Raw genomic sequence first — 11,955 nt, forward strand, 5'->3', positions numbered from 1 at the left:
CTATACCCTACTCGGCATCCTCGACCTCATACGAATCGGCCTCGGCGGGCTCATCGACCGTGTCCGCTGCCGTCTCGCGCGCCTCGTCAAACGCTGCCTTCATGGTCTTGTTGCCCCAGGTGAGTTTGCGAATGGTAAGCTCATCGGCCTTGTTGTGGGCCAGACGCAGGTTCTCGGTACTGCGACGCAGATCGTCCTTGGTCTTCTCGAGCTGCTTAATTGCGGCATCGATCTCCTTGATCGCCGATTCGAACTGTTTGCTCGCCAAGTTGTAGTTGCGCGAGAAGCCGTCCTTGAACTTCTCCATCTTGGCCTCGAAGTTCGTGACGTCGATGTTCTGCCGTTTGTACTCCGCCAGCTCCTGCTTATAGCGCAGCGAACCCATGGCGGCGTTGCGCAGGAGGGTGATCATGGGAATGAAGAACTGCGGGCGGATCACGTACATCTTCTCGTAGCGGTAGCTCACGTCGACGATACCCGCGTTATAGAGCTCGCTCTCGGGCTCCAACAGGGTACAGAGCACCGCGTACTCGCAGCCCTTTTGGCGACGATCGTGGTCGAGTTTCTTAAAGAAGTCCTCGTTCTTGTGCTTGGTCGCGGTCTCGTCGTTCTCGTTTTTCATCTCGAACATGATCGAAATGATCTCGTTGCCGCTCGCATCGCGCTCGCGGAAGATGAAGTCGCCTTTGGTGCCCTCGGACGCATCGTTGTCTTTCTCAAAATACGCGTTGGGAAACGCCGTCATACGCAACCGATTGAACTCAGTCTCGCAATGCTGCTCGAGCGACTCGCCCACCATCTTGGTAGACAGGCGCACCTTCATGTCCTTAAGGCGCTCAATCTCTTCATCCTTGTAGCGAATCAGGTCATCGCTCGCGCGCTTGGCCTGCGCAAGCTCCAGCTCGTGTGCCGCCTTGGCTTGCTCCTCGCGAGAATCGCGCACCGCCAGCTCGCTCGTCAGCTTGGCACGGGCCTCATCGCGCTCTCGCTCCGCCGCGGCGACCGCCTCTGACAGGTTCATTTTTGCCATCAGTTCCTGCTCGCGCAACTGGGCACGCAGCCCCTCGGCCTCTTGCTCGGACTGAGCCTTTGCGGCGGAAAACTTCTCTTGCGCCTTCGCGCGATAGTCAGTAAGCGCGCGCTCGGCCTCGCTGCGAGCGGCATCGAGCTCACGCTGCGACTCGGCCGCGGCTGCGGCGAGCGCCATCTCCTGGGCCTTGTCCGCCGCGGAGAGCTTTGCCTGCAATTCGGCAATCTGCGCATCGCGTGCGGCCAAATCGTTTTGAGCGGCATTGCGCGCCGCCGACTCGACGAGCTTGGCTTCGTCATCCTTGCGCCCCAGCTGCGCACGCAAATTGTCGATCTCGCGCTGAAGCTCGGCATTCTCCTTTTGAGCGTCGGCACGGGCCTCAACCGCCGCGCGCCGGCTTGCACTCTCGCGCTCTGTGGCAGCGCCCTCGAGCTTGGCGCGCAGCTCGGCAAGCTCAGCATCGCGCTTGGCAATCTCTTGTGCCAGCTTCTGCTCCGCAGTGTTCTTCTGCTCGGCAAGCTGAGCGTTGCGCTGAGACTCTACCTTTTGTAAGGCGGCCGACGAACGCGAGCGCTCAAGCTCCAGCGCCTGCTCGCCCTCGCGCTGGACCGCCCTCACGCGTTCATCCAGATCGCGCGAAAACTCGGCATCGCGTACTTGCTTGACGATATCCGCATAGCCGGACGCATCGACCTTAAAAACTTCGCCGCAATGCGGGCACTTAATCTCGTTCATAGCAGCTCCTCGATGGACGCAAATTTCGACCGCCTACACTCTACCGCGCCGCACGGACAAAAAAGGCGCCGCTGCCATAATGGCAACGGCGCCAGAGCCACCACAAAGGCGCCTGTCCCCTTTATGGTGGCTCTGGCGCCCTATAACCCAAAGAAGCTAAGAATCTGATCACGGCTTACGGGCTTGTACTCGTTGGCATCGAGACCGACATCGTAGCGAAAGATAGGGCGCTCGCGATCGCGATTGCGCGCGTTGGTGCGGTCTCCCCTGCTGTGGATATGCCCGTGCAGCATGATGGCGCCACGCGCCTTGCCGTTCCAGCTGAGCATGGGGTAGTGGCTCATAACCAGACGATGGCCCTTGGCATAGCCGGGAGCAACCTCCAAGTAATCACGCACGTCTTCCCAGATTTGGGGCGCAGCTGGATCTTCCCAGTCGCTGTCATGGTTACCACGGACGAGCGTCACATTCTGGCATTCGATGCGCTCGCGCAGGCGCACCGCCTCCGCCAGGGGTAAACGATAGGTAAAGTCTCCCAAGATATAGAGGCGGTCGTCCGCAGCCACGCACTCATTGATGGCATCGATGACCTTGCGGTTCATCTCCTCGACCGAATCAAACGGTCGATCCATGTCGTGCAAGATATTCGTATCGCCCAGGTGCAGGTCGGCGGTAAACCACATCATCGTCTATGCCCTCATTTCGCAATGCATCCAACTCGTGCTAAGTATACAGACGTAGCGATGCGGCGGTTATCCAAAGAGCCCGCCGAACAGTCCGCGGCGGCGCTTGTCTTGCTTTTTCGAAGCGTCACCCTGAGTTTTCTTGTCCTGCCGCATCTTACGGTCCTGTTCCAGCTCATCGTCATCGAGTAGCACATCCCACTCAAACGGATCATCTGCCAGATCAAACAGGTCATCGTCATCAAACATGGCAGCCTCCATTGCCGACTAGCGAGCATCCACCACGTAGAGCCCAACGCGCACCTGATGCCACGGGCTGCGCTCGGGGGCAACCTGTTGCACACGGGCCTCAAATACGTCCTCGTGGCCGTAATACATCATCAAGGACAGTGGGCCGACCTCGTTTCCCGGAACGTAGCCAAGTTTGGTCTTGCCATAGTAGATCGCAACTGCCTCGGGGTCATGGGGATTATCGCGCTCGGCACACAGCGTCAGTTTATCGCCCGCTTTAAGATCGCCTAGGACCAAAGCGCCATCGGCATACTGAAATCCTGCAATGTGAAATGACAGAAGAACACGCGAAGGCTCGTACATAGCAGCTCCTCTAACGGCCGGATAAACCGGTGTGTAACCTTATTGAGAAGTCTACGGTCCCGTGCGGACACAAATACATCCTGTCTGCGTCCTTCAATCGTTTGCCTCAACGCTTGCGCGACAGAACGCTTGCAGATAAGATAGGAACACGGATGGCACCCGTTGCCGCGGGTCTTGCCAACTCCGATACACGTTTTCATCGTGAGAAGTGGCCGTCTTCGCTTACGCGGGGGCGGCTATTTCATTCGGCCGATAAACAGACCGAGTTCGATAGCCGCAATCAACAACGCCAATAACGAAATAACATCGCTTACGTTCATACCAAATCCCTTCTAAAGGGAGTTGGCCCATCCGTGCTCCATAACAGTAGTCTAACGCAAAATGCAGGTAATAGGAACACTTGTTCGTATTACCTGCGCCCTTTTCTAATGCACAAACATGCGCACGAACTTGTGCTTCCAGCTTGCGTAAGGAGCATAGCGGAATGGCACGTCCAGCCACGTTGCCTTGTTCACGATGCTCTTCTTGTGGCTAAACGTATCGAAGCTCTCGCGTCCATGGTACTGCCCCATACCGCTCGCACCCATGCCACCAAAGCCCATATGGCTCGTAGCCAAGTGCATAATCGTGTCGTTGACGCAGCCGCCGCCAAAGGGCACGTAACGCACAAAGCGCTGCTGAACTGCGCGATCCTGGCTAAAGATATACAGAGCCAGCGGCGTCGGACGATCCGTAATAAACGTCTCGGCCTCGTCTAGGCTCTCAAACGTCAGCACCGGCAAGATGGGGCCGAAAATCTCCTCCTGCATCACGGCGTCATCGGGGGTCACGCCGTCCAAAATCGTCGGCTCAATCTTGAGCGATGACTCGCGCGCCGTGCCTCCAAGCACAACCTTATCGGGATCGATCAGCCCACGCACGCGCGCAAAATGCTTGGCGTTGACGATATGCCCATAATCCTCGTTATCGAGCGGATGCTCGCCAAACATACGGCGGGCCTCTTCCCTGATGAGGTCCAGCAGCTCGTCGTGCACGCGCGTATCGACCAGCAGGTAGTCGGGCGCCACGCAGGTCTGCCCTACGTTGAGCCATTTGCCAAAGGCGATACGCCGTGCCGCGACCTTCAAGTTTGCCGTCGCATCCACGATGCAGGGGCTCTTGCCGCCCAGCTCAAGCGTCACGGGCGTGAGGTTTTTACTCGCGCGCTCCATGACGAGCTTGCCGACCGGAACGCTACCGGTAAAGAAGATCTTGTCCCAGCACTCATCGAGCAACGCTTCGTTCTCGGCGCGCCCGCCCTCGACAACCGTCACCAGGCGCGGATCAAATGCCTCTTCACAGATTTGCTTGAGCACCGCGCTCGATGCCGGAGCATAGGCACTCGGCTTGATGACCACGGTATTGCCCGCGGCAAGGGCGCCGGCGAGCGGCTCGAGTGTTAGCAAAAACGGGTAGTTCCACGGAGCCATGATGAGCGTGACGCCATAGGGCACGGCTCGCGTTTTGCACGCGCTCACGGCGTTGGCAAGGTCACACGGACGCAGGCGCGGACGACTCCATCGAGCCACGTGAGCGATCTGATGACGAATCTCGGAAAGCGACGTGCCGATCTCGCACATATATGCCTCGTCATGCGACTTTCCCAAATCGGTCTTGAGTGCATGGGCAATATCGGCCTCGTGCGCCCGTACCGCATCGCGTAAACTCACGAGCGCGCGACGTCGGGCATCAACATCAAACGTAGCGTGCGTTTTAAAGTAAGTGCGCTGATCGCCGACGATGCGCGCAATTTCCTCGGTGTTCATGGACCCTCCTAATTCTCGTCCTCAAACATACCACCTGCAACGACTTCGTACATATGCTCGAGCTCCAAGCGGTCCATTAGAAGCGGAACGGGGTATAGCGGATTGGCCTCGGCATCGGCATGCGCCGCCATCTCGGGAATGTCAGAGCGGCGAATGCCCGAGACATATTTGGGGATTCCCAGGGCCTCGTTCATGCGGTCGACCCAATCGATAAAGGCCTCGGCCGCAAGACTATCCTGCGCGGTAGCCGGCGCAATGCCCGCCATGTGAGCAAGATCGGCAAGCTTGGGGGCGGCGGCGTCACCATAAGCGCGAAGCATGTGCGGCAGGATGATCGCGTTGGCCAAACCGTGCGGAATTCCGTATCGGCCGCCCAAACTGTGCGCGATGGCATGCACATATCCGACATAGGAGCGGGTAAACGCAACGCCCGCCTTATACGCCGCCAAAAGCATATTGCGACGAGCGCACATGTCGTCACCATGCTCATAGGCCTCGAGCAAATTGTCGTGGATAAGCTGCACCGCCTGTCGCGCCATCTTGCGCGTATAGGGCGTGGTGCTTCGCCCGATAAAGGCCTCAACGGCATGCGTCAGGGCGTCCATGCCCGTCTGCCCCGTAATGGAAGCGGGCAAGCCGCACGTAAACTCGGGGTCGTGGACTGCAAAACGCGGGATGAGCACAAAGTCGTTAATGGGGTATTTGTAGTGCGTCCCGTCATCGGTAATTACCGCCGCAAGCGTGACTTCGCTTCCCGTACCGGCGGTAGTGGGAACGGCGATGAGCAGCGGCAGGCGACGATGAATCCGCAGCAGGCCGCGCATCTTGTTGATGGGCTTGTTTGGCTGCGCAATGCGTGCGCCCACGCCCTTGGCACAGTCCATGGCCGAGCCACCGCCAAAGCCGATAATGGCCTGGCAGGCGCTCTCTCGATACAGGGACGCCGCTTCTTCCACGTTTGAAACCGTGGGGTTTGCACGCGTTTCGGCATAGACCGTAACGCCAATCCCCCTGCATGCGAGCGCCGTCTCGAGCGGTGCCGTGAGCCCCAGACGGGCAATGCCGGGATCCGTCACGATAAGGACCTTCTGGATCGAGCGCTTTTGAAGCACCGCGGGCACATCCTCGGCATGCTCTAAAATGCGCGGCTCGGTATAGGGCAGGATCGGCAATGCAATGCGAAAAACCGTCTGATATGTTCGGCACCAGGCACGACGGGCTAGATGCATAAAGGAAACTCCTTCATTTGTTGATAGGTCAACATTTGCTCGACCGATTGTACTCAGCGGCGGTCAAAGACGGCCTGCCAATCGTTAATCAATCAACATCTTCATATCTCAAAATTGTTTTATTAAAAATCATTCCTAATAGGCTTCACATTTGGTTGCATTTATGGATAATAGGACTCGTCAAGACGCACGTCCGGAGAGGGCCCTTACGGGACCGGACGAGCGCACAATCGCCATCGATCGAAAGGATCGAATCATGAAGTTTGTTTGCCCCGTTTGCGGTTATGTGGAAGAGTTCGACGGCGACCAGCTGCCCGAGGACTTCAAGTGCCCCCAGTGCGGCGTTCCCGGTTCTCGCTTCCTGAAGCAGGAGGAGGGTCAGCTCGAGTGGGCTGCCGAGCACGTCGTGGGCGTCGCCAAGATGGAGGGCGTCTCCGAGGACATCGTTGCCGACCTGCGCGCCAACTTTGAGGGCGAGTGCTCCGAGGTCGGTATGTACCTGGCCATGGCTCGCGTCGCTCATCGCGAGGGCTATCCCGAGATCGGCCTGTACTGGGAGAAGGCTGCCCACGAGGAGGCCGAGCATGCCGCCAAGTTCGCCGAGCTCCTGGGCGAGGTCGTGACCGACTCCACCAAGAAGAACCTCGAGATGCGCGTTGAGGCCGAGAACGGCGCCACCGCCGGCAAGACCGATCTTGCCAAGCGTGCCAAGGCCGCCGGCCTCGATGCCATCCACGACACCGTGCACGAGATGGCTCGCGACGAGGCCCGCCACGGCAAGGCTTTCGCCGGCCTGCTCAAGCGCTACTTTGGCTAAGCCAACCGCCTGAGACATAACCTCAAGCTCGATGAGGCCCGGACCGTATTGGTTCGGGCCTTTTTCGTGCCTCACGAACTTGTTAACGCCCTGAAATAGGACCGTCTTCGGCATCGGCTTCTCGTCAAAACTAAGTGAGTAGACTTTTTGGAACTTGCCGAGCAGACCATCCATATCACTTTATAAAGCCGCAGGTAAATGCCTTGTTGCAAAACGACCTAGTCGCCAAAGTGACAAAAGTCTACTCACTTAGATTCGCAGCCGTCCACGATCGAGCCATTTTGTGTCTAACGGGCATCTTTCCGTCGATTACTCCCAATTTTGTCCAGTCAATGAATAGTTCAGACCGGAGTAATATCTCAGCCCTTTGCTCATCCGAGCTTTTATCACGATATTCAGCATCGAGCATCCTGCATATGGCCTTAACGATCGCGCGGAATCTATCCTCATCCGATATCTGTCTGTGTGTCAGGAGAAGCACATCGTAGCCCATGGCCTGAAGGGCCGTCATGCGGTCAGCGTCACGCAAGCCATCCCCTGCGCGTCCGTGCGAGGCCTTTCCCTGACATTCAATGGCCACCTGTCGCCTACCGTCCGGTGAAGAAAGAAGTAGGTCGATATATATACGGGACTTTCCCACAATCGCTCGAGCACTTGTGCCTAGCATCACTTCAACATTAAGCTCTATGTCGCAAAAACCTTCGCCTCCCAGGGATCGCGGCAGTGCAAGTAGCAAATACGCCTCGACCTCAAAAGGCGACGCGGCACCCAATGGAACGAGTTGCGATACCGCCATAAATCTATTGCCGTAACGCATCCCGCAAACATCTGAACAAAAACGGTCAAGGTCTCCGCCCAAAACCAAAGCGTCTCGACGCCATAAATTTGAGGCGGTGCCGTCCTCGGACGGGCAGCGCACCCAACCGAACGTTGTCGAAATCGCGCCCGAATCAATTGCACGCGAAAGCTCCGCCTCAAGTGCCGCCGGCAGAGCGCACACCGCAAACAAGCCACACATCTCCGCCAATACCAAAAGAAGCTGGAGATCCGTCAGGTGCCGCGACATGATGAATGCCGTCAGTAGAGGAGACGTAATCAAAAACCCATGCTCCGTTTCCAGCACGGATTCCCTGGGAAGCTCACCAAGAAACAGCCGCTGCCTAATGCTGGCTGGACAAGTCCGTTTGTTTCTCGTCCGAACCAATGTATACAACGGAAAACCGAGCGCGACCGCAGCCGTCGGGTTGCGGGCGAGATCATATCGCTGCCGGTCTTCTTCCGGTCGTGGAAGCGGCGGACACAAAGCGCGGACTTGAGGAGGCAAACGCCAGTACCTAAAAGCCGATATGTCACAAAGTAAATCCTTCATAGGCACAGGAAAACACGAATTTCAACCCAGTCAGTCACGCATTGGCGCGAACGCACCAAAAATGGCGCCGAACGGACTGCCAAGTTTTCAACAGCACTCCCCAACTGGCCAAAAGCTTGCCGAGAGCTGGACGAAGCCCTGTTGAAAACCCCATTTTTTCTCATGCAGGAGCTTTGCGCGGCAAGTGAGTAGACTTTTTTGAACATCCCGAGCAGGCCGGTCATCCTGCTTTTCAAAACCGCAGGTAAATAGCTTGCTACAAAACTGCCTGGTCGCCAAAGTGCTAAAAGTCTACTCACTTAGGTTGCAGAGTGCCCCCCATTAGCTGCAATTCCAAGGTTGTTAGTACTTTTGGACTCAGATCGTCATACTGAACAAGAATTTGAGTTGTGTTTTCAGGGACAGATGCGCCATCGGCACACCAAAAACAGTCACCGATATCGATAAAAGGGATGCTCGAGCGCGTGAGGGCCCGTGCAAAAGTGCTTCCGCCCGTTCTACGCTCCGCAACCACGATACAGTAAAGGCCCGCGTCTGCATGCTCGATCGAGACTTCCCCTGCCGGAAATGCCTTCCGTACAAGCGCCACTAGGCCATCACGCGCCTCGCGGGCACGAACGCGCACGCGGTTCACATGACGCTCGTAATCACCCGATTCCAGCAAGCGAGCCAATGCAACTTGATCTATGGAGCTAACCGACGAGGCGTAAAAACCAAGGTCGCGCCTAAACCGCTCCATCAGCTCGTCGGGCAACACCATGTACGCTAGGCGCAACGCCGAAGACAGGCTCTTCGAAAACGTGTTGGTGTATATAACCGACTGGGCGGCATCGATCGACGCGAGCGCGGGAATCGGCTTCCCGGCAAGGCGAAACTCACAATCAAAGTCATCTTCGATGAGATACCGACCTGGTCGCTCGGCGGCCCAGCTCAGAAGCGCATAGCGACGCGCAATGCTCGTCACAAGGCCGGTCGGATACTGATGGGACGGCATCAGGTGAAGGACATCGGTCCCGCTTTTCTGCAGAGTGCTCAAGTCCACGCCCTCATCATCCAACGGGATATGTCGAACTTTGCAGCCCATAGCCTGATAGATACGCGTCAGACGCAAATAGCCCGGATCCTCAACCGCATACACCTTGTCCGCGCCAAGCAACTGAACCAACATGGTATCGAGCAGCTGGGCGCCCGCACCGATAACGATGTTGTTGGGGTCGACATTCATACCCCTTGTCCCGTGCAGATGGTGAGCAATTGCACGTCGCAGCCGAGCAGTGCCCTGCGCCGGTGCGGGCGAAAAGATTTCGCGCTCGTCTTCGGATGCCAGCGTCGCCCGTAGCGCGCTTTGCCAAAGCCGCGCCGCCTCCAAAGCAGAAGGAGAAAGCGCATCGAATCGCTCGACCTGTCCGTTGACATCATGCACGCTGGGGCCCACAGAGACGGCATCTCGGTCGATGCCCTCCGCAGCCGAAGCCAAAACCGGTGCATCCGGAAGCTCGCAAGCGTAGTAGCCACGACGTGGTATTGAGCAAATATAGCCCTCAGCGAGTAACTGGCTATATGCATTCTCGATGGTAATAACACTGATTCCCAGATGACTGGCAAAGGCGCGCTTAGACGGCAAATGCTCCCCCGCCACAATGCGTCCAGCTACGATATCATCTCGAATTTGCTGGTAAACATACTCATAGAGCGATGCTTCGCCGCGTTTTTCCAAATTGTAGTCAAGCATGAGCCTATCACCTGACCTTATTAAGTCATTCAATCTGGTATTAGTCTGACCTTGTAATTATCTCGAAAACTGAGTATTTTGTCATACCCAGCTCCCCGATAGGATGTTCCGTCAAGCAATGCACATGCCAACCAAGGGAGCAACCATGGCAGAACAGAACAGCAAGGCCGACCGCGTCAAACTCAATCGCGAGCTCGCGCAGATGCTCAAGGGCGGCGTCATCATGGACGTTACCACGCCCGAGCAGGCACGCATCGCCGAGGAGGCAGGCGCCTGCGCCGTCATGGCCCTCGAGCGCATCCCGGCCGACATCCGTGCCGCAGGCGGCGTCTCGCGCATGAGCGACCCCAAGATGATCAAGGGCATCCAGGAGGCCGTCTCCATCCCCGTCATGGCCAAGTGCCGCATCGGTCACATCGTCGAGGCGCAGGTCCTGCAGGCCATCGAGATCGACTACATCGATGAGTCCGAGGTTCTCTCCCCTGCCGATGACGTCTATCACATCGACAAGACCCAGTTTGACGTGCCGTTTGTCTGCGGCGCCCGTGATCTGGGCGAGGCGCTGCGCCGTGTTGCCGAAGGCGCCACGATGATTCGCACCAAGGGTGAGCCGGGTACGGGCGACGTCGTTCAGGCCGTGCGTCACATGCGCAAGATCCAAAAGCAGATCCGTGACGTTGTTGCCCTGCGCAACGACGAGCTCTTTGAGGCAGCCAAGCAACTGCAGGTTCCGGTCGAGCTGGTGCGCGAGGTCCATGCCACGGGTAAGCTTCCCGTCGTGAACTTTGCCGCCGGCGGCGTAGCGACCCCCGCCGACGCCGCGCTGATGATGCAGCTGGGCGCCGAAGGCGTGTTTGTCGGCTCGGGCATCTTTAAGAGCGGCGACCCCGCCAAGCGCGCAGCCGCCATCGTCAAGGCCGTGGCAAACTTCACCGATGCCAAGCTCATTGCCGAGCTTTCAGAGGACCTGGGCGAGGCCATGGTGGGCATCAACGCCGACGAGATCGAGATTATCATGGAAGAGCGCGGGCGCTAGTCCAGCAGAAAGGATCGCACATGAGCGATTATGCAGACCAAACGGTCGCCGTGCTGGCGGTCCAAGGCGCTTTTGCCGAGCACGAGGCAAGACTATCCGGGCTTGGCGCACACTGTATTGAGCTGAGGCAGGCGGCTGATTTGAAGCAGGACTTTGACCGTCTGGTACTTCCCGGCGGCGAGTCCACCGTTCAAGGAAAGCTGCTTGCCGAGCTCGGCATGCTCGAGGAGCTTCGTGCCCGTATCGCTGAAGGCATGCCCGTCCTGGGCACCTGCGCCGGCTTGATTCTGCTGGCGCGCGACCTTGCCGCCCACGACGATAAGGGGACGCCGCGCCTGGCAACCATGGATGTGCTCGTCGAGCGCAATGCCTACGGCAGGCAGCTCGGCAGCTTTCGAACCAAGGGGCAGGTAACCGGCATCGACGGTGAAGTGCCGCTGACGTTTATCCGCGCCCCCCGCATCGTTGAGGTGCACGGCGATGCCGAGGCCCTGGCCGAAGTCGATGGCCGCATCGTCGCCGCCCGCCAAGACAACCAGCTCGGCGTAACCTTCCACCCCGAACTCGACGAAGACACCCGCCTCCACGAACTGTTCCTACAAATGTAGGCATCGAAATCAACAAACAAAATGAGAGTGGATAATCTCCCTCTTTAAGCTTGGATGCAGGCTCAAACCGGGAGATTATCCACTCTCATGCTATGTAGTCGTTGGGTGTTCTTAAACGACTAGTCAAACAAGAACGTCCCCAACGACCACCAAAATAAACCTGTCCCTTTTTGGCAGGTTTGGATCAAGGCAACGTCGATGTTCTGGTACCGACAGACACTATGACCCAATCCGAGGGCGCTAAAAAGATAGGAGCCCCCGCTCGTGACCGCGGGTCGGGGCTGCGACAATGATGTTGAAGTGCCATAGGCGCAGCC

11 protein-coding genes are annotated in these 11,955 nt (G+C 57.7%); 3 read left to right on the forward strand and 8 right to left on the reverse strand.

All coding sequences use genetic code 11. The features are described 5' to 3' along the window. Nucleotides 1–7: 7 nt before the first annotated feature. The 6 genes from ABCP74_RS09145 to ABCP74_RS09170 form a co-directional block, all read right to left on the reverse strand. Nucleotides 8–1,765, reverse strand: a complete 1,758-nt coding sequence (locus tag ABCP74_RS09145; protein ID WP_343001301.1) for a DUF2130 domain-containing protein — start codon at nucleotides 1,763–1,765, stop codon at nucleotides 8–10. Between the two features lie 140 nt (nucleotides 1,766–1,905). Next, a complete protein-coding gene (locus ABCP74_RS09150) occupies nucleotides 1,906–2,451 on the reverse strand; it encodes a metallophosphoesterase (RefSeq protein WP_343001300.1) in 546 nt (181 codons plus the stop codon). 66 nt (nucleotides 2,452–2,517) lie between these two features. Further along, nucleotides 2,518–2,697 (reverse strand): hypothetical protein, encoded by a 180-nt coding sequence (locus tag ABCP74_RS09155; RefSeq protein ID WP_035137042.1) that lies wholly within the window; start codon nucleotides 2,695–2,697, stop codon nucleotides 2,518–2,520. An 18-nt stretch (nucleotides 2,698–2,715) separates the two neighbouring features. Continuing rightward, nucleotides 2,716–3,042 carry an HIRAN domain-containing protein gene (locus ABCP74_RS09160; RefSeq protein ID WP_035137041.1) on the reverse strand — a complete coding sequence of 109 codons (327 nt, stop codon included), beginning with the start codon at nucleotides 3,040–3,042 and terminating at the stop codon, nucleotides 2,716–2,718. A gap of 425 nt (nucleotides 3,043–3,467) precedes the next feature. After that, nucleotides 3,468–4,847: an aldehyde dehydrogenase gene (locus ABCP74_RS09165; RefSeq protein ID WP_343001299.1), complete on the reverse strand. Its 1,380-nt coding sequence runs from the start codon at nucleotides 4,845–4,847 to the stop codon at nucleotides 3,468–3,470. An 8-nt stretch (nucleotides 4,848–4,855) separates the two neighbouring features. After that, a complete protein-coding gene (locus ABCP74_RS09170; RefSeq protein ID WP_217107686.1) occupies nucleotides 4,856–6,076 on the reverse strand; it encodes an iron-containing alcohol dehydrogenase in 1,221 nt (406 codons plus the stop codon). Between the two features lie 256 nt (nucleotides 6,077–6,332). On the opposite strand from ABCP74_RS09170, the gene ABCP74_RS09175 reads away from it, so the two are divergent. Continuing rightward, a complete protein-coding gene (locus tag ABCP74_RS09175) occupies nucleotides 6,333–6,893 on the forward strand; it encodes a ferritin family protein (protein ID WP_022094328.1) in 561 nt (186 codons plus the stop codon). A gap of 241 nt (nucleotides 6,894–7,134) precedes the next feature. Here ABCP74_RS09175 and ABCP74_RS09180 read toward each other — a convergent pair whose 3' ends face one another. Together ABCP74_RS09180 and pdxR are read right to left on the reverse strand one after the other, a co-directional pair. Then, nucleotides 7,135–7,992 (reverse strand): hypothetical protein, encoded by an 858-nt coding sequence (locus ABCP74_RS09180; protein WP_217107685.1) that lies wholly within the window; start codon nucleotides 7,990–7,992, stop codon nucleotides 7,135–7,137. A 565-nt stretch (nucleotides 7,993–8,557) separates the two neighbouring features. Next, nucleotides 8,558–9,994: a MocR-like pyridoxine biosynthesis transcription factor PdxR gene (gene pdxR / locus ABCP74_RS09185; RefSeq protein ID WP_217107684.1), complete on the reverse strand. Its 1,437-nt coding sequence runs from the start codon at nucleotides 9,992–9,994 to the stop codon at nucleotides 8,558–8,560. A gap of 145 nt (nucleotides 9,995–10,139) precedes the next feature. Here pdxR and pdxS point away from each other — a divergent pair, with 145 nt between their 5' ends. Together pdxS and pdxT are read left to right on the forward strand one after the other, a co-directional pair. Beyond that, nucleotides 10,140–11,030: a pyridoxal 5'-phosphate synthase lyase subunit PdxS gene (gene pdxS, locus ABCP74_RS09190; RefSeq protein WP_035137036.1), complete on the forward strand. Its 891-nt coding sequence runs from the start codon at nucleotides 10,140–10,142 to the stop codon at nucleotides 11,028–11,030. 20 nt (nucleotides 11,031–11,050) lie between these two features. Continuing rightward, nucleotides 11,051–11,638 carry a pyridoxal 5'-phosphate synthase glutaminase subunit PdxT gene (pdxT, locus tag ABCP74_RS09195; RefSeq protein ID WP_196032158.1) on the forward strand — a complete coding sequence of 196 codons (588 nt, stop codon included), beginning with the start codon at nucleotides 11,051–11,053 and terminating at the stop codon, nucleotides 11,636–11,638. Nucleotides 11,639–11,955: the final 317 nt, after the last annotated feature.

It is taken from the genome of Collinsella aerofaciens, from assembly GCF_039062315.1.
GTDB classification, from domain to species: Bacteria; Actinomycetota; Coriobacteriia; order Coriobacteriales; family Coriobacteriaceae; genus Collinsella; species Collinsella aerofaciens_BG.